The sequence below is a fragment of the Mixta theicola genome (assembly GCF_002895925.1).
Classification (GTDB): Bacteria; Pseudomonadota; Gammaproteobacteria; order Enterobacterales; family Enterobacteriaceae; genus Mixta; species Mixta theicola.
This window is the reverse complement of record NZ_NWUO01000007.1, coordinates 1-18,824: the sequence shown is the minus strand read 5'-3', so window position 1 is coordinate 18,824 and position 18,824 is coordinate 1. Positions and strand designations below refer to the sequence as shown.

The 18,824-nt window shown below is 54.7% G+C and carries 15 protein-coding genes and 1 pseudogene; 6 read left to right on the top strand and 10 right to left on the bottom strand.

Annotation, left to right across the window (positions count from 1 at the left end; all coding sequences use genetic code 11):
- The first annotated feature begins 81 nt into the window (after positions 1-81).
- The gene (locus COO59_RS10745) at positions 82-747 is read left to right on the top strand and encodes a YtjB family periplasmic protein (protein WP_103059797.1); all 666 of its coding nucleotides are present in this window, start codon (positions 82-84) and stop codon (positions 745-747) included.
- A gap of 113 nt (positions 748-860) precedes the next feature.
- On the opposite strand, the pseudogene deoD reads toward COO59_RS10745, so the two are convergent.
- From deoD to COO59_RS10695, 10 genes and pseudogenes are all read right to left on the bottom strand, one after another.
- Positions 861-1,525: pseudogene (gene deoD, locus COO59_RS10740) on the bottom strand (purine-nucleoside phosphorylase).
- Between the two features lie 119 nt (positions 1,526-1,644).
- Positions 1,645-2,868, bottom strand: coding sequence for a phosphopentomutase (gene deoB, locus COO59_RS10735; protein WP_103059796.1), 1,224 nt, complete (start codon positions 2,866-2,868; stop codon positions 1,645-1,647).
- A 62-nt stretch (positions 2,869-2,930) separates the two neighbouring features.
- Positions 2,931-4,253, bottom strand: coding sequence for a thymidine phosphorylase (deoA, locus tag COO59_RS10730; protein WP_103059795.1), 1,323 nt, complete (start codon positions 4,251-4,253; stop codon positions 2,931-2,933).
- 109 nt (positions 4,254-4,362) lie between these two features.
- Positions 4,363-5,142: a deoxyribose-phosphate aldolase gene (gene deoC, locus COO59_RS10725; protein ID WP_103059794.1), complete on the bottom strand. Its 780-nt coding sequence runs from the start codon at positions 5,140-5,142 to the stop codon at positions 4,363-4,365.
- Positions 5,143-5,491: 349 nt separating this feature from the next.
- Entirely contained in the window at positions 5,492-6,265 is a 774-nt protein-coding gene (locus tag COO59_RS10720) for a TatD family hydrolase (RefSeq protein ID WP_103059793.1), read from the bottom strand.
- Between the two features lie 249 nt (positions 6,266-6,514).
- Positions 6,515-6,700: a CsbD family protein gene (locus COO59_RS10715; protein WP_103059792.1), complete on the bottom strand. Its 186-nt coding sequence runs from the start codon at positions 6,698-6,700 to the stop codon at positions 6,515-6,517.
- A 47-nt stretch (positions 6,701-6,747) separates the two neighbouring features.
- Positions 6,748-6,909, bottom strand: a complete 162-nt coding sequence (locus tag COO59_RS10710) for a DUF1328 domain-containing protein (RefSeq protein ID WP_003856556.1) — start codon at positions 6,907-6,909, stop codon at positions 6,748-6,750.
- A gap of 130 nt (positions 6,910-7,039) precedes the next feature.
- On the bottom strand, positions 7,040-7,654 hold the full coding sequence (osmY, locus tag COO59_RS10705) for a molecular chaperone OsmY (protein WP_103059791.1): 615 nt from the start codon (positions 7,652-7,654) through the stop codon (positions 7,040-7,042).
- Between the two features lie 295 nt (positions 7,655-7,949).
- Positions 7,950-9,539, bottom strand: a complete 1,590-nt coding sequence (gene prfC, locus COO59_RS10700) for a peptide chain release factor 3 (protein WP_103059790.1) — start codon at positions 9,537-9,539, stop codon at positions 7,950-7,952.
- A gap of 294 nt (positions 9,540-9,833) precedes the next feature.
- The gene (locus COO59_RS10695; RefSeq protein ID WP_103059789.1) at positions 9,834-10,874 is read right to left on the bottom strand and encodes a hypothetical protein; all 1,041 of its coding nucleotides are present in this window, start codon (positions 10,872-10,874) and stop codon (positions 9,834-9,836) included.
- A gap of 231 nt (positions 10,875-11,105) precedes the next feature.
- Between COO59_RS10695 and COO59_RS10690 the strand changes: the two genes are divergently transcribed.
- From COO59_RS10690 to COO59_RS10675, 5 genes are all read left to right on the top strand, one after another.
- On the top strand, positions 11,106-11,411 hold the full coding sequence (locus COO59_RS10690) for a hypothetical protein (protein WP_103059788.1): 306 nt from the start codon (positions 11,106-11,108) through the stop codon (positions 11,409-11,411).
- 301 nt (positions 11,412-11,712) lie between these two features.
- Positions 11,713-13,932 carry a type VI secretion system Vgr family protein gene (locus tag COO59_RS10685; RefSeq protein WP_103059787.1) on the top strand — a complete coding sequence of 740 codons (2,220 nt, stop codon included), beginning with the start codon at positions 11,713-11,715 and terminating at the stop codon, positions 13,930-13,932.
- A gap of 12 nt (positions 13,933-13,944) precedes the next feature.
- Positions 13,945-15,513, top strand: a complete 1,569-nt coding sequence (locus COO59_RS10680) for a hypothetical protein (protein WP_240614126.1) — start codon at positions 13,945-13,947, stop codon at positions 15,511-15,513.
- Complete coding sequence (locus COO59_RS21480) at positions 15,510-15,638, top strand: hypothetical protein (protein ID WP_276308266.1); 129 nt, start codon at positions 15,510-15,512, stop codon at positions 15,636-15,638. The genes COO59_RS10680 and COO59_RS21480 overlap by 4 nt, the downstream gene beginning before the upstream one ends.
- An 11-nt stretch (positions 15,639-15,649) precedes the next feature.
- Positions 15,650-18,824 (top strand): DUF6531 domain-containing protein (locus COO59_RS10675; RefSeq protein ID WP_103059786.1); only part of this gene is annotated, 3,175 nt, incomplete at its 3' end.

Sequence of the window (18,824 nt, the reverse complement as noted above, 5' to 3'; positions counted from 1 at the left end):
GCTACCCTGTCAGCCGCGCTTCTGGCAACATAAAGTCGCAAAAACAGACGACCGTTTGTTGATTACGTTTTAAGGTTGCCAATGGCTAAATCCAGGCTCAAATTTCGTCTGCACCGCACGGTGATCGTGCTGATCTGTCTGACGCTGCTGGTCATACTGATGCAGGGCGCTTCATGGTTCAGTCTGGGCCATCAGATGGCGCGTTCCGAACAGGTTGAAGATCTGGCGCGGACCCTGACGCGTCAGGTCGCTTTTACGCTCACGCCGTTAATGGACAGCCAGGACGATAACCGCACGCAAATCACCGCCATTCTCAACGTAATGACGGATAACAGCCGTATCCTCGACGCGTCGGTTTATGACAGCGAAGGTTCGCTGGTCGCGCGCAGCGGTGAAAACATCAGCATGCGCGATCGTCTGGCGCTGGACGGCAAACGCGCGGGCAGCTACTTCAATCATCAGCTGGTGCAGCCGCTGGAAAACAGCAATGGCCCACAGGGTTTTTTACGCGTCACGCTGGATACGCATGTGCTGGTGACCGAAGCGAAGCAGGTGGATAACACCACCAATATTCTGCGCCTGATGATGCTGCTGGCGCTGGCCATCGGCATTATCCTTACCCGTACGCTGCTACGCGATCGCCGTACCCGCTGGCAACAGTCCCCTTTCCTGCTTACCGCCAGCACGCCGGTTAAAGAAGATAACGACGAACCTGATGAAGCGTCAGCGGAAGTTAAAAAAAGCTGATGCGCGTTTTCGTCAGCGGTTGGCGAGGCGCTAAAAAAAGGAAAGCGTAATACGAAAGGCGCAGGCGGGCAGAACAGTATAACCGGACGAGGCTGGCCCGTCCGGTAAATGAATCAGGCTTTGTCGCCCAGCAGCACGGATTCCAGCGCGATTTTCACCATATCGCTGAAGGTGGTCTGACGTTCTGCCGCCGAGGTTTGTTCATGCGTACGGATATGGTCAGAAACGGTACAGATGGTCAGCGCTTTCGCCCCAAACTCTGCCGCCACGCCATAAATGCCCGCCGCTTCCATTTCCACGCCGAGAATGCCATATTTTCCATGACGTCGAACATCTGCGGGTCCGGCGTATAGAACAGGTCGGCAGAGAAAATATTGCCGACGCGCGCGTCAATCCCCAGCGCTTTCGCCGCGTCTGCCGCGTTACGCACCATGTCAAAATCGGCAATCGCTGCAAAATCGTGATCTTTAAAGCGCAGACGGTTCACTTTGGAATCGGTGCAGGCGCCCATACCGATAACAACGTCACGCAGTTTCACGTCGGCACGTACCGCGCCGCAGGAGCCCACACGAATGATTTTTTTCACGCCGAAGTCCGTGATCAGCTCTTTCGTGTAGATGGAGCAGGATGGAATGCCCATGCCGTGTCCCATAACGGAAATGCGGCGGCCTTTATAGGTTCCGGTATAGCCCAGCATACCGCGCACGTTGTTAACTTCTACCGCGTCTTCCAGAAAGGTTTCCGCAATATGTTTAGCGCGCAGCGGATCGCCCGGCATCAGCACCACGTCCGCGAAATCACCCATCTCAGCATTAATATGAGGCGTAGCCATTGTCGTTATTCCTTGAAAAATGAATTACGCCAGCGCAGCGGCTGGCGCTAAATTAAAGCCGCGTGTTACAGCATGCTTTTGCCGTATTCCATATCGGAAAGGCCGAAGTATTTCGCTACCGTCTGCCCAATATCGGCAAAGGTATCACGCGCGCCGAGGAAGCCCGGCTTAACGCCTGGGCCATAGATCAGAACCGGAATATGCTCGCGGGTATGATCGGTGCCATGCCAGGTCGGATCGCAGCCATGATCGGCGGTGAGGAGCAGAATATCGCCCTCTTTCACCAACGCCATCAGCTCCGGCAGACGGCGGTCAAACAGCTCCAGGCCGCCAGCATAGCCAGCAACGTCGCGACGATGTCCCCAGGCGGAGTCAAAATCGACAAAGTTAGTGAAGACGATGGAATTATCCGGCGCCTGCGCCATCTCTTTTACCGTGGCATCGAACAGCGCATCGAGGCCGGTCGCTTTCACCTTTTTGGTGATGCCGACGTGAGCGTAAATATCGGCAATTTTACCCACCGAAATCACTTCGCCCTGCTTCTCTTCCACCAGCTTTTTCAGGATGGTCGGCGATGGCGGCTCGACTGCCAAATCGTGACGGTTGCCGGTACGTTCAAAGTTTCCAGCTTTATCGCCTACGAACGGACGCGCAATTACGCGGCCAATGTTGTAATCGCCCTTATCCAGCTCTTCACGGGCGATTTCACACAGATCGTACAGGCGCTGCAGGCCGAACGTCTCTTCATGGCAGGCGATCTGGAATACCGAGTCAGCAGAGGTATAGAAAATCGGCTTGCCGGTTTTCATATGCTCTTCACCCAGCTTATCCAGAATTACCGTACCGGAAGAGTGACAGTTGCCAAGATAGCCCGGCAGCCCGGCGCGCTCCACCAGTTTGTCCAGCAGCGCCTGCGGGAAGCTGTTTTCCGTGTCGCTAAAATAACCCCAGTCAAACAGCACCGGGACGCCGGCGATTTCCCAGTGGCCTGACGGCGTATCTTTACCGGAAGAAAGCTCCTGCGCCCAGGCATAAGCGCCGATAATTTCCGCCTGCGGATCCAGGCCCGGCGGGAAGGTGCCGGTAGAGGCTTCCGCCGCTTTCCCCAGCCCCAATGCGGTCAGGTTTGGCAGATGCAGCGGCCCCTGACGACCTTTATCAGCCTCGCCGTTAAAGCAGGCCTGCGCAATATGGCCCAGCGTGTCAGAGCCTTTATCACCATATTTCTCAGCGTCTTTACTGGCACCGATCCCGAAGGAGTCCAGCACCATGATAAATACCCGTTTCATGTCACTCTCCTGCGCTTACGCGCGATGAGAAAAATAAAAAAGCGATCAGAGTAGTATGACGTTTATTGACTAATTCTGCGATAGATAACTGGCGTTGCGGCCGGTTTACCGTCGCCGGATTTAATCGCTGCCTTCACCGCCTGCGCCGCTTCCTGCCAGCTTTCTTCGCTGGCGGCATGGATAATCGCCAGCGGACGTTCAGCGTCGACATGGTCGCCCAGCTGCACCATTTCATTAAGGCCTACGCTGTAATCGATGCTGTCGCTGGCGCGCCGACGTCCGCCACCCAACGCCACCACCGCCATACCGAGCGCGCGCGTATCCATCTCATTAACAATGCCGGGCGCATCGGCGTAAACCGCCTTGCTCAGCATCGGCGCCGGCAGGTAGCTGTCCATTTTTTCAATAAAATCAGCCGGGCCTTTTTGCGCCGCAACCATGCGCGCAAACACGTCGGCAGCGCTGCCGTTATCCAGCACTTTTTGCAGCTGCTGACGGGCCGCAGCGTCATCCTGTGCCAGACCGCCGGAAATCAACATTTCACTGCACAGCGCCAGCGTAACCTCCAGCAGCCGCGGATTACGGTAGCTGCCGGTCAGGAACTGAACCGCTTCGCGTACTTCCAGCGCATTGCCGGCGCTGGAGGCCAGTACCTGATTCATATCGGTCAGCAGCGCGGTCGTTTTGCAGCCCGCGCCGTTGGCCACGCCAACAATCGCCTGCGCCAGCTGCTCCGACAGTTCAAACGTCGGCATAAAGGCGCCGGATCCGACCTTCACATCCATCACCAGCGCGTCCAGCCCTTCGGCTAGCTTTTTCGCCAGAATCGAGGCGGTGATCAGCGGAATAGAATCGACCGTGGCGGTAATGTCGCGCGTGGCGTAAAAACGCTTATCGGCCGGCGCCAGCGAATTGGTTTGGCCAATAATAGCGACGCCGGTCTGTTTAATGATTTCCCGAAAACGGGTATCGCTGGGGAAAATATCAAAGCCGGGGATCGCCTCCAGCTTATCCAGCGTGCCGCCGGTATGGCCCAGTCCGCGCCCGGAGATCATTGGCACATAGCCGCCGCAGGCGGCGACCATCGGCCCCAGCATCAGCGAGGTGACGTCACCCACGCCGCCGGTAGAGTGCTTATCCACCAGCGGACCGTTTAAATTTAAGGACTTCCATGACAGCACCGTACCGGAGTCGCGCATCGCCATAGTCAGCGCCACGCGTTCCGGCAGCGTCATATCATGGAAAAAAATCGTCATCGCCAGCGCGGCGATCTGCCCTTCTGATACGCTGTTATCACGCACGCCGTTAATAAAGAAGCGGATCTCTTCTTCACTCAGCGCGTGGCCGTCACGTTTTTTTCGAATAATTTCTTGTGGTAGAAACAAGGTAACCCCCTGTTTAGCGGATCAATAAATCAGGCCCGGTGTCCCGATCCAACGGTGCGGAAGCGTTATTTTTAGCGGACGGCAGGCGTCCGCTATGGTGAAAGGAAAATTAGTAGCTGCTGGTGCTGCGCGCGCTGTCATAGCCCGCCGCGTTCAGCAGGCTTGCCAGCAGGCTGGAAGCACCGAAGCGGAAATGACGCGCATCCGCCCAGCCGCTGCCCAGAATGTCATCGGCAAGCTGCAGATACAGCGCCGCGTCATCCGCGGTACGCACGCCACCCGCAGGCTTAAAGCCAACGCGATCCTTCACGCCTTTATCACGGATCGCTTCCATCATGATTTTCGCCACGTCCGGCGTGGCGTTTACCGGCACTTTACCGGTTGAAGTTTTGATAAAATCTGCGCCCGCATCGATAGCAATTTCAGAAGCCTGACGGATTAGCGCTTCCTCTTTCAGCTCGCCGGTTTCAATAATCACTTTCAGCAGTACATTGGCCGCCGCGCAGGCTTCTTTGCACGCTTTGACCAGCTTAAAGCCGGTTTCGGTATCGCCAGCCATCAGCGTGCGGTACGGGAAGACGACATCCACTTCATCCGCGCCGTAGGCAATAGCCGCGCGGGTTTCCGCCAGTGCGATATCAATATCATCATTACCGTGCGGGAAATTGGTCACGGTAGCGATACGAATATCGGGCGTGCCCTGTTCGCGCAGCGTTTTACGTGCGATGGGAATAAAACGTGGGTAGATGCAGATAGCGGCAGTATTGCCTGCCGGGGATTTAGCCTGCTGACACAGCGCAATAACTTTTGCATCGGTGTCATCATCGTTAAGGGTGGTTAAATCCATAAGTTTCAGCGCACGCAGCGCGGCAGCGGTTACATCAGTCATAATGCTCTCCAGAAAGATTCAGTGAGCTTCCGCCAGCGGAAGACTCAACACGAGGTCTTGGTTCCTTGAAGAGGGTTGAAATCCATCTCACCTTGCCAGCGATGCTGATTCGCTTTGATGTTACGATCTTAACATCGCGGGCAGACTCTTTGTTGTGCGTAAGCTCACATTTAATTAAGAAACGCCATCATCAAGTTTACATTTAATGTGACGCTCATCGCATTAAAAGCGCCACAGCCGCAGCCGGATCCGCTTTATGCGGCCTATCATAACGCAGAAGGGCAAATGTGAGAATTGTCACATTTGCCCTTTACCTGTTCTTAACATCGCCAGCCGCGCCAGCCGGTTTTTAACGTAGCTGAAACAGTCGTTCACTGTTGGCGACAAGCGCTGCGGCGATCTCTTCCGGCGCTTCCTGACGCAGCTCGCACAGCGTTTGCCACACCTTCACTACCTGTTCTGGCCGATTGGGCTGGCCCTGAAAGCCATTTAACGGCATATCAGGGGCATCGGTTTCCAGCAGCAGCGCGCTGAGAGGAAGCTGCGCAATGGTATTACGCGTTTTGCTGGCGCGGGGATAAGTAATGGTGCCGCCCACGCCGATAGCATAACCGGCGGCGATAAATGCCCGCGCCTGCTGCAAGCTCCCGGCAAAACCATGCACCACGCCACGGCGCGGCACCTCGATACGACGCAGATGCAGCATCAGCTTGTCATGCGTGCGCCGTGAATGCAGGATCGCCGGAAGATCGTACTCCCGCGCCAGCCGCAGCTGCGCATCCAAAAAATGCTGCTGCCGATCGAACTGAGGATCATCCATATAAAGATCGAGCCCGATCTCGCCGATCGCCACCAGCTTAGCGGGCCGCTGACGCAAAAGCTGCTCCAGCTGTTCCAGCGCTGCATCGCTGTGCTGATGAATCATAATGGGATGCAGCCCCAGCGCGGCATACAGCGGCGCATGCTGTTGTGCCAGCTGTAAAACCGAGGCAAAGCGTGCGGCATCCACCGCCGGCACGATAATTTTCTCAACGCCTGCCTGAGCGGCGCGTGCCACGCTTTCCTCCTCGCTACCGCTAAAGGGAGGAAAATCGAAGTGACAGTGGGTATCAATAAATCTCACGCCAGCGCTCCTTAATTATAACAGGCATTATTCTGCGCTATTTTATCCGCCGCTGCAGCGGAAGGTAGCGTAACGCCGCCTCTTGTTCTGGAACGATAAAATAATCAAGAACGGAGTGACGTTAGCGGAGATGAAGAAAGAGAGGGTTTGCCGCGCCTCTTAAAGACGAGGACAAGAAAGGATGAAGCGGATTAAAAGCAACCGGCTGGCGCAGCGCCATACAGCGCAGGCGGACCAGCCTATAACAGATCAGCGCCGGCGTTTATCGGCAGTGGCATCGTCCTGCTCCCTGCCGTAATCTTCCTGCAAAATACCGGAGAGCCAGTCATTGTTTCCTGACATCCAGGCGTCGTCGTTATCAAACCACTCCGCCCACATTAGCGCCATCTGGCCTTTCCATTGTTTCCATTTGCCTGCAACGATGTCGCCATTCATGACTGGCCTCCGCTAAATTCACTGAATCTGTCTGTTCAGCGGCATACCTAGGGTCGACGACGACCGGTAAACAGGCTGACGAGGAACAGAATAATACCCACCACGAAGACAATCTTAGCTGCCCATGCGGCTGTACCAGCCAGACCGCCGAAGCCCAATGCCGCCGCGATCAATGCGATTACCAGAAAGATAATACCCCAACGAAACATAAGCCTCTCCTTTACCATAGTGAAAATCGAACTGCTTAGCTCAGCGTATTCATGGACAGTAAAGCCATGAACTTTCTTTTTAACGGGTTAACTGCAGCATGGCCGCTACGCTGGCCGTGCTGCCAGGACATTAAGGTTTAACCGTCAGGTCATTCTTAACGCTTTTCACGCCTTCAATAGCTTTGGCGATACTTTCCGCACGTTCTGACTGTGCTTCTTTTTCTACCGTACCGGAAAGCTGGACCACGCCGTTGGTGGTTTCAACTTTGATTTTACGGGACGGCACAATGTCATCCGCTAATAGCTTAGCTTTGATTTCGCTGGTGGTAGCGGCATCGCCCGCATAACCGCTAACAGACTGTTTTTCGCTGTCTTTAACGTGTAGTTTGTCGCTGACGGATTTTACGCCCTCAACTTTCTTCACCAGAGCCACGGCTTTTTCAGACTGATCCTGAGAAGAAACGAAACCGCTCAGGGTAACTACGCCCTTCTGCGTCTCTACTGAGATATCCGTACTTTTAATCGTTTCGTCATCTACCAGAGCAGCTTTCGCTTTGGCGGTGATGGCGCTGTCATCCATAAAACCATCGACTTTTTTCATAGAACTATCGATTTTGGACCCTGCGCTATCCGCGGTATTCTGCGTTTTCTGCGAGATGGATTCATCTGCCAGGGCAGAGCCGCTCAGCAGCGCAGAACCCACCATTACAGCCATCAGAGTCTTAGCGATCTTAGTCTTGTTCATCGATATTTTCCTTCTTATACGTTATTCCACTTACAACCGTAAGCGTAGCGACAACAACCACGGTGTCGCTTAAATGGATGCCGGGAAGCTCTCGCCACCGCTTTTTGCATCCGACAAACTAAGCATAGACAAGGATCGGCATTCGGCTCGCTTTTCTGGTTAAAAAACAGGTAAGAAGGTGTTTTTACGCTTTTTTTAAGAGGAGTCTGTAGCGGGGAAAGGACAATTTGCGGTGGTACTATAAAAACGCATCGCGAAGGAGAATGCCGCCTCCGCGATGCCTGAACGAAGCCGATTAGTGTTCGCGCGTTTTGCGGAACACAACTTCAGGATAACGCTCCTGCGTCAGGTTGAGGTTAACCATGGTCGGCGCGATATAAGTCAGGTTATCACCGCCGTCCAGCGCCAGGTTAACTTCATTCTTACGCTGGAACTCGTCGAACTTTTTCACATCGCTGCATTCAACCCAGCGCGCGGTCGAGACGTTAACCGATTCGTAAATCGCTTCCACGTTGTACTCGCTTTTCAGTCGCGCTACGACCACATCAAACTGCAGCACGCCAACGGCTCCTACGATCAGATCGTTATTGAATACCGGACGGAATACCTGCACCGCGCCCTCTTCTGACAGCTGTACCAGCCCTTTTAGCAGCTGCTTCTGCTTCAGCGGATCGCGCAGGCGAATACGACGGAACAGCTCTGGCGCGAAGTTCGGAATACCGGTGAACTTCATGTTTTCGCCCTGCGTGAAGGTATCGCCAATCTGAATGGTGCCGTGGTTGTGCAGGCCGATAATGTCGCCGGGAAAGGCTTCTTCAACGTGCGCACGATCGCCCGCCATAAAGGTAAGCGCATCGGAAATCACCACATCTTTACCGATACGAACCTGGCGCAGCTTCATGCCCTTTTCATATTTACCGGAGACAACGCGCATAAAAGCGACGCGGTCGCGGTGTTTCGGGTCCATGTTGGCCTGGATTTTAAACACGAAGCCGGAGAACTTCTCTTCGCTGGCTTCAACGCTGCGCGTATCGCTCTGGCGCGGCATCGGCGCGGGCGCCCAGGAAACCAGGCCATCCAGCATATGATCAACGCCGAAGTTGCCCAATGCGGTACCGAAGAAGACCGGCGTCAGCTCGCCCTGCAGGAAAGCTTCCTGTTCAAACTCGTGCGAAGCGCCTTTTACCAGTTCCAGCTCGTCACGCAGCTGTGCCGCGAGATCTTCGCCGACCGCGCTGTCCAGCTCCGGGTTATTCAGGCCCTTAACGACGCGCACTTCCTGAATGGTATGGCCTTTACCGGTCTGATACAGATACGTTTCATCGTTATAAAGATGGTAAACGCCTTTGAACAGCTTACCGCAGCCGATCGGCCAGGTAATCGGAGCGCAGGCGATTCTCAGCTCGCTCTCGACTTCATCCAGCAGCTCCATCGGATCGCGAATATCGCGGTCCAGCTTGTTCATAAAGGTCAGGATCGGCGTATCGCGCAGGCGCGTAACTTCCATCAGTTTACGGGTACGATCCTCAACGCCTTTCGCCGCATCGATCACCATCAGGCAGCAGTCAACGGCGGTCAGGGTACGATAGGTATCTTCAGAGAAGTCTTCATGCCCTGGGGTATCCAGCAGGTTAACCAGGCTATCGCGGTAAGGGAACTGCATTACCGAGGTGGTGATAGAGATCCCGCGCTGTTTCTCCATTTCCATCCAGTCCGATTTCGCGTGCTGGTTAGAGCCACGGCCTTTTACCGTACCGGCGGTTTGGATCGCCTGTCCGAACAGCAGGACTTTTTCGGTGATGGTGGTCTTACCGGCATCGGGGTGAGAGATAATGGCAAAGGTGCGACGGCGCGACACTTCTTGCAAAAATGCAGCATTAGACATCGATGAGTTCTTCTGTTAATGCCGTGACGCGGCGTTATTACAGGCGTCACAGCCGTTAATTCATGAGGGCCTGCGACATTGCCAGGCCCGGAACCGGAACCATGCAGCGCACCTGAGGCATACGCCATGTAAGCCGCGGAAATGCTGCAAAAAGAGATGATGATCTACATCGGATCCAGCCCCGTATAACAATGTTGAAAAGTCAGGCAATGAGGCCGCATAGCTTACCTTAAGTACATAAAAAAAGCAGGCCGAAATCGCGCGTTTTCCGCGGCGGCGCGCAAAGCAGCCGGTTTATTCCGCGGCATCCCTGTCAGGCTGCAAATTGCTTAGCCTGATGAGCGTTACCAGGCCATTGCTGATACGCACCGAGAGCACGTTGTCGTCCTGCTGCCAGCTAAGCCAGCTTTCACCATTGCGCTCATCCGCCTCGCCGGGACCATACCTGCGCTCAACCTCATCTGGCGTCATGCCAACGTGCACGCCGCGATGCGTCGCCAGCGTTGGGTTCACCAGGGTGATTTCTCCCAGATAGTTGTCATCCGGGCTGTGCTGCTTTTGCTGCCAGTTTTCATTGCTTGCTGTCAGCGTTAACGCATCATAGCGGTGCTGAAAGTAACGCCAGGCGGACTTCGCGTTTGGCTTATCCTGCTGCTGCGCACGCTCCGGCGGCAGGCTCATCATAACATCCTCATTCCACACCTGCCCCAGCGTCAGGGTGACGCCATTGACCTGCACGGAAAAATCTTCTGCCGTCAGGGCGGCAACGTCGGGCTGTTCACTGTTTTCCAGCGGATAGAAATCATCAGGCTCGACGCCAGCATCGGTCTGTAACGCCCCGTCCGCCTTACTGGCCTTCAGGAAAAACAGGTGCGGCGCGGTTTCCGGATCGCCGCCGCAGGCCGGAGAGTTACGGTTTTCACGAACGTCGATCAGGTAGTTTTCCGGGTCGTCGCTGTTATCAACAAAACTCATGCTCAGGCAGTCAGTGGCAAGCGGCGTGAGCTGATGCTGACGGATTGCCTGCAGCGCCGCGCGGATAACGGCATCCTGTTTTACCTCTTCGCTCTCTGCTGGCGCAGGCAAAGCTGAAGGCGGCGCAACCGCATCGGTACCCGTCTCTGGCGATGTAACCTCATCGGAGCCCGACTCTGGCGGCTGCGCCGCAGGGGCTTCCGCTCGTGTCTCAGCTGCGGATGCGGTGGGCAGCATAGAGAACTGTTCCGCAGGCGGCGTAAGGATCGCACCGTTAATATCAGGCAGATCGGCGGCAACCGCATAGCTACCGGTCACCACCGTGGTTATCAGCAGTCGTGTTAAAAAGGAAAGAAACATAGCTGTGCTCGTCAGAATCAAGGCGCAACCCGCGCAGGAAGATCGTTATCTTTGTTATCGGCCCGCCTGGAGCCAGCTGGAATTTAACACCGGCTTGCCGGAAAGAGTCAAAGAAGATTGACGGTATTAGCAGGTTTTTACTTTAGTTACCTTCCCGGCGCATAGAGTCATTGTTCTCAGGTCAGGCATCCTCTATCTTGTTCAGTTAGTTCACTCTCAGGAACAAGCCCTATGAACGATAAAAAAATGATTTCCATCGATCGGTTTAATACTAATGAACGAGCAGTTATAGATGAAACGTTCAGGGGACTGGTGCAGAAATATAAACTTCGTACCGGTAAAGAGCCCGACGGTAAAAAAGAGAAAGAATTTACCGCCGAAGCCAGACAAATGGTCATGACTATCAAGCAGAATAATGAGAAGGAAAAAGAGCTGGCGGCCAAAAAGCCGGTCCGTAAAAAGAAACCTTCTTCGCTGGCAGAAAGTGAAGTCAATGATTTTAACTGGTCAGCATCAATAACCCGCGGCAAACGATAAAAATTTTAGCATCGCGGCTGCGTAATATTATCTTTCGTGGCCGGGATTTATGGGTAAAGAGTAAAAGTAGTCAGGCACGCGATCCTCTGCTTTGTATATCAGCTTCACCTCCACCACTTTTCAACTTTCCAGACAAAACTGATTGGGCGAACCAGGTAATATTTGATTTAAAGATGAAATGATCAGTGAATTTTAATAAATGCCAGGGAAAAACAGGCAAACAAAGAAGCGAATTAATATTAACCTAATAATTTTAAATGGTTAATAACAAATAGCGCTATTTGTGTTGATAAGGAAAAACATGTTTAGCCGGATAACCATACAGCCGCCATCAGGAGCAGAATCTCTGCGTTTCTGGGCTCTGAAGGGAAAAGAAGCTGTCTCCACGCCTTTTCGATTCTCACTTGATCTGCTTAGTCAGGACCCGGCAGTGGATCGTCAGAAATTATTGGGTCAGTCCCTGACCGTTATTTTACCTGGACGTTTAGCCAACCAGGAGCGATACCTGACGGGAAAAATTACCGCTATTTCCATCCGTGAGGATGAAATTGAAGATAATCGTTATACGGTTTATCAGATCACGCTGGAGCCTGATTTCTGGCCGATGACTCGCGACAAGAATTTTCGTATTTTTCAGCAACAGCGGGTGCCGGATATTGTTAAATCCCTGTTTGCAGAAAATAACGTCAGGATTGAAGATCGGCTGAGTGGCAGCTATCGCCAGTGGGACTACTGCGTACAATATGGCGAAAGCACCTTTGACTTCATCAGTCGTCTGCTGGAGCTGGAGGGAATAAGCTATTATTTCCGCCACGAAAAGGACGGGCATACTCTAATCCTGAGCGACGATACCACCGCAACCGGCACCTTTCCTGGTTATGAAACAATCCCCTGGCATGCCCAGGCTGGCGGCGGCGCTATTGATGAAGAAGGCGTCAGTCAGTTGAAAGCGCGCTATGTCGTGACGCCCGGCTTATACAGCATTGACGATTACGATTTCCGTAAACCCCACGCCTGGTTGCTACAGGCCCTGCAAAATCCTGTCTCGCCCGATCCCGGCAAAATTGATGTCTACGACTGGCCGGGTCACTTTATCGAACATACTGATGGCGAAAGCTATGCCCGTATTCGTCAGCAAAGCTGGCAGGCCGGGCAGCAGCAAATTCGGGGAACCGGTACAGCAACCGGTATTGCACCGGGTTATCAGTTTACCCTGACGGGCGCGCCTAACGATACAGATAACAGAGCGCTACTGGTAATCAGCGCCCGGTATAATTTTGAAGAGAATCAGTACGCGTCAGGCAGCAATGGTAGCGCGAAGCACCACATCAATTTCACGGTTATCCCCGCCAGCACCCCTTTCCGACCAAAAGCGCGTACCTCATGGCCGCGCACCTATGGCCCGCAAACGGCACGGGTAGTAGGCCCCAGCGGAGAATCGATCTGGACTGATAAATATGGTCGGGTAAAAGTGAAATTTCACTGGGATCGCGCCAGTAATGGCGACGAAAACAGCTCCTGCTGGGTGAGGGTTTCCAGCGCCTGGGCAGGTCAGGGCTACGGCGGCATTCAGATCCCTCGCGTTGGCGATGAAGTGGTCGTGGACTTTATCAACGGCGAGCCGGATCGCCCAATCATTATCGGCCGGGTTTACAACGAAGCCAGTATGCCGCCCTGGTCGCTCCCCGCCGCTGCCACGCAAATGGGCTTTATGAGCCGGACAAAAGACGGCTCGCCGGATAACGCAAATGCGCTCCGTTTTGAAGATAAGTCAGGTGAAGAGCAACTCTGGCTGCAAGCCGAACGCAACATGGATATCGAAGTGAAACAGGATGAATCCCATTCTGTCGGCAGCAATCGAAACAAAACCGTCGGTAAAGATGAAACCAGCCATATCAAACAGAACCGCACGCGTACCGTTGACGGCAATGAAACCGTCACAATCGGCCAGGATCGAACCAAAACCGTTACCGGAAACGAAAATATCACCGTGCAGCAGAACCATAGCCAGGAGGTTAAAGGCAACGCTTCACTGAGCGTCACGCAGAATCGGGATGAAAATATTACGGGTAACCATACCGCCACGGTAAAAAGCAATCACACCAGTAATGTTGAAGGCAATCAAACGCTAACGGTGAATCAAGATCGCAGCCGCACGGTGTCTGGCAATGAAAAGGTGCAGGTGCAGCAGAATCGCTCGATGGCCGTTACTGGCAACCAGACGCTGAATGTTACAGGCGACCGCAACGTGACCGTCTGCAGTAATGAGATCCGCACGGTGGCGCAAAAGCAGTCGGTTCAGATCGGCGCCGGGCGCACGCTGAGTATTACGGGTGGCGATACCCGTTTTACCGAAGGAAATGTGTCCGACAGCGCCACCGGCAGCTTTACTATCAATGTGGGTGAAAGCGGGATAACGCTGAATTCAGGCAGCATCGAAATTATGGCTGGCGGGGCCAGTATCACCATCAACGCCGCCGGCGTCATGGTGAATGGCAAAAAGATCGATCTGAACGCCTGACGGGAAGCTACCATGATCTCTTCTGAACAAAACCCAAGCGAAAAAGCGGTTAGCCAGTTGGAAATGAGCTGGCTGGAAGCGACAAAACAGAGCCAGGCGCCGCTATTCATCTGGCAGGTGCCTGCCGCCGGAGAACCCTTACTGAATGCGCTATTTGCCATGCAGCAACATCCGGAAGGTCGCACGCTGCCCGATTTGTTTGTCACCTTTACCACACAGTTTGATACCGGATATGGCTACAGTGAGTCGCTGTCCCGAGAGTTTATCGAACTTTGCGAGGCCACGCCTGAAGCAGCGCACTGGCGCGGTGAAGCGCGACTGCCCTGCTACAGTGCCGCCCGTTTTCGCGATCTTGCAGAAGATTTCACCCGAACTTTCGCAAAAGATATGCGTTATCTGGTGCTGGTGCTGCAACCTTCTGACGTCAGTGATATGCAAGCGTTACAGCGCTGGTTAACACACTGGTTGTCCCAAACATCAAAGACCGTGCGCCTGTTGCTGATTGAAACGGCTGAATACCCGCTCTGGCAGGCACTGGAGCAGTCACATCCGCAACAAATCCAGCGCATCATTGATGATGCCGATGTTATGCAGGTCATGCACCAGACCGCACGGCAGCAAAGCGATCCCGATCCCGATCGGCTGCAGCTGCGGCGCTATCTGGCTGATGCCATGTTGCTGCTTGAAAAAGGGAGCGCCTCACAGGTGGTCAGTCGGGCTGAGCTGGCATTACCGGTTGTACAGCGCCGCGGCTGGGCCGATCAGGAAACGGTGCTGTACAACATTATGGCTGGCGCATGGCTCAAAGAAAAAAACTGTCTTAACGCGATTACGCAGTATCAACAGGCGAAGCGCAGCGCCATTCAGGTGCCCGATCCCCTGACTCGCGGCCAGTTAATGACCCAGAGCGCCTTTGGTGAAGCGGGCGCCTGGTTTGCTGATAAGCAGTACCATGAAGCGGCAAAACAGTATCGCGAGGCGGCCCGGCAGGCAAAAGCAATCCCTCATCCGCTTTTTGAAACGGAGGCCTGGCGCATGGCGGGGTTCTCACTGCTGCAGGCAGGCCGTCCAACTGAGGCCATGTCAGATTATGCCCACGCCATCCATGCCGCTGAGGCCGTTCCCTACGAAGAACGTGAGCAGACCTCGTTGCCACTCGTTTTCCAGGACCTGTTACGTATTCAGGACAAAAAGCGTGTCAGCGCCCTGGAGGCATGTGCGGAACGCTGGCAACAGGAAAAAAAACGGCTGGTGCTGGAGGCTGACGCGGCCGTCAGCCAGCTACAAAAGCCGGAGACCAGGGCGGTAAGCCGCATTGATAACCATTTTCAGCTACGGCTGGAAAAAGCCTTTTTATCCATCCGTCAGGCGCGTGAGGCGCTCATCCAGCATGGCAGTAGAGAATTCCGCCAGGTGATAGATCTGGCGCGCGAGAAGCTGCATCCGCACTGGAATGGTTTACCTGGCATAGCGCACCCTTTTGATGCCCCTCCCGGCGAATGGCAGAGCCTGCCAGCCTGGGGGAAAAATACCGCTGAAGCGGCCCCCTCTCTGACCCACAGTTCACCGGACCAAACATGAAAAATCCTATCATTTTCATAAGCGTAATCACCGTGGTTGCCCTTATTTATCTCAGCATCTCCAACGGCGAGCTGGCGACGGAATTTCGTACCTTTTTACGCTCGCTATTGCGGGCGCTTTTCTAAAGGAGTGAATGATGCACTCCAGTTCACACTTTGATCCGCAGCTTGGTCTGGATATTCATCTCTACCCCTGGCCACTGCCTACGCCCCATATTGGGCTGGTGTTCGATGTTTTCGACTATCTGCCCCTGCTGGGCACTACGGTGAATGTCAACAGCATTAAACGTTCCAGCGCAGGAACGGGCGGAATTGCAGTACATATTCCGGTTGGTGGCGTCTGGGTGCCCCCCTTCCGTGCTCCGGGCGGACCTCAGCTAGACAATGAACTGTTTATGGGCAGTAAAACGGTTTCCGTTGATGGCGAACCCTTTTCCCGCATCGGAATGCCCGTACTCGGCTGCAATATAGTGGGTATGATCCCGCCGTTGCGTCTGAAACGTACAACTAAGCCGAAGCAGCTCTCACTGACGCTACCGCTGACCTTTAATCTGGCCCTGCCTAATAATGTGAACGTTGGCGGCCCGCCCACGATCAATCTTATGGCATTGCTGATGAAAGCCGGTCTAAGCGGGCTGGGCAAAGGCATTAAGAAACTGAAAAAAACGCCAAAGTGGCAACAGTTTATGGAACGGTTTAAGAAGCTACGCAAAAAACTGTTCAAAAACATGGATTCCGGTTTTCTTAAATGCAATATGCTGCGCGCAGAGCCTGTCGATATTCGGGATGGCAGCGTGCATCTTGAACAGCAGGATTTTGTGGTGCGGGGCCGTCTGCCTCTGAGCTGGGTACGTTATTACTCCTCTGCAGATATTGATGAAGAGGGCTGGTGCGGCTACGGCTGGAGCACACCGGCAGATATCACGCTGGAAATCATGCCTGAAGAGCAGGCTGCGATGCTGCATCAGCCGGAAGGCGTAATGCTGTTCCCGGCTCTGCCAGATAGCGATGGCATTGAACATGCGGTAAACGGATTGCCGGAAGGCGCGCGTCTCTGGCGCGAACAGGGCAGCGATGCCACTTGCTGGCGGGTGGCGCTTGAAAACAATACTGAACTGCATTTTTTGGGTCAGACAGGCCAGCTGCCGCTGGAAAAAGTAGCTGATTTCAACGGCAACGCCTGGCTGTTCTCTCGTCAGCATGGCGAACTGAAGGCTATTCGGGAGTTCTGTCTGCTGGGGCCGACCGGACGGGAAATCATCGTCACCAGTGAACATGGGCGGCTGCTCGCCCTGCGCCTGCTCGACACCCGTACGGGGGATCTTTCTCCACTAATCCGCTATGAATATAACCAGGCAGGCGAGCTTATAGCCCAACTGGACGCCTTTTCGCATGCGAATACTTTTCGCTACCGACAGCGGCGCATGGTAAGCCATATCGATCGTCTTGGGCAGGGATTTCACTATGCCTTCGATGACGCATGGCGGGTAGTGCACGCCTGGGGCGATGGTGGCGTGTGGGATTACCATTTTGACTATCATCCCCTGCTCAACGAAGTGGTGGTCACTGATTCACTGGGACATACTTCGCGCATCACGTTTGATGAAAATGGCCTGCCTGTTTCTGAAATCGATCCGGAAGGCGGCAATACCATTTTGGGCTATGACACGCTGGGCCGCACCGTTTCTCTCATCGATCCTGAGGGACGCCATTATCGCTGGGAATATGATGAACAGGGCCGGATAGTCGCTGAACATCTTCCCGGCGGTGGTGTGATCCACGCTCGCTACAACGCGGCGGGACAGCCCCTTTCGCATATCGATGAAAACGGGGAAGAATGGCAATTACAATACGATGAACGCGGTAACCTGACTGCGCAGTCCGATCCGACCGGGGTAACGCGCCGTTATCGCTACGACTCGCTCGGACAGCTGTCTGAAGCTGATGAACCGGGGACCGGCATCACCCGTTACCAATATGACGATTTGGGTTTTCCCTGCGCCATTACTGAAAGCGGGGCGGCCTCCCTGCTGCTGCGCCACTCCGTACGGGGCAACCCGGAGCAGAAAACCGACGGCAACGGGGCCGTAACACATTATTTCTGGGATCGGAAAGATCGGCTGACAGCCATATGCGAACCAGACGGCCGCGAAATCCGTTTTGAATATGACCGGGAAGACAGGCCAGTCTGCTGTACCGATGAAGCCGGGCGGATTACGCGCCTGTCCTATACCCCCACGGGGATGCTGTCTGGCTGCGAAACCGCAGACGGGGCCCGCACCCTGTACCACTATGATCCGGAAGACAGGCTGCTGGCGGTGATTAATCAGACCGGTCAGCGCTGGCAGCTTACCCGCGATGCGCTGGGGCGGGTGGTGACTGAAACGGACTATTATGGCCAGTCCACCCATTATCGCTGGGATAAAAGCGAGAATCTGATCGCCCGCCGGGATCCGCTGGGAAGAGAGGTGCGGTATCGTTACAACGCCGCCGGTCAGCTCAGTGAACGCCGCTGCGGAGACAATCCGGACACGCGATACCAGTATGATGCCTGTGGACGGCTGGTACTGTGCGAAAACCCGTGGCGCAGGCTGACCTGGCGTTACGATGCGGCAGGCAGGATTCTCTGTGAAGAGCAGGATGATTTCCAGCTACGCTATCGCTGGAATGAACGCGGTCTGCTGCTGTCGCGCGAAAGCGATGCCGGACATCAGGTATCTTACGCATGGGACGGGCACGACCGGCTGCTTGGCGTACAGCTTAACAGCGATAAGCCCGTGAGATTTAGCTACAATGCGCATGGTCAGCGAAGCCACGAGCAACTTTCGGACGAAGTCACCCGCCTGCTGAGCTACGATCCCCAGGGAAGGCTGAACGCGCAACAGGTGGTGCGTGGCGAGCAGCCGCTGTTCAGCACCGGCTTCAGCTACGATCGCGACGGCAACCTGACGCTGAAACAGGACAGCCTGTGGGGTGACGATCGATACCGTTATGATCCGACAGGCCGTCTGCTGGCACACTGCGATCCGCAGGGCGTTATCCGGCGCTTCGTGCAGGACGCGGCGGGCAATCCGTTCACCTCCGTCCTTAATGAGAGCGAAAACCAGCCTGAACGCTGGTCGCGGACCGGCAGCCTGAACGGCGTTCGCTACTGTTTTGACCGGGCAGGCGAGCTCCGGCAGCGACAGTCCGGGCAAAGCGATGCTGAAGCGGAGCATTTCGTGTGGGATGAACACCGTCAGCTGACTGCGGTTCGCCGGGGAACCCGTCAGGTACGCTATGGCTATGACGGCCTGGGTCGCCGGGTCTTTA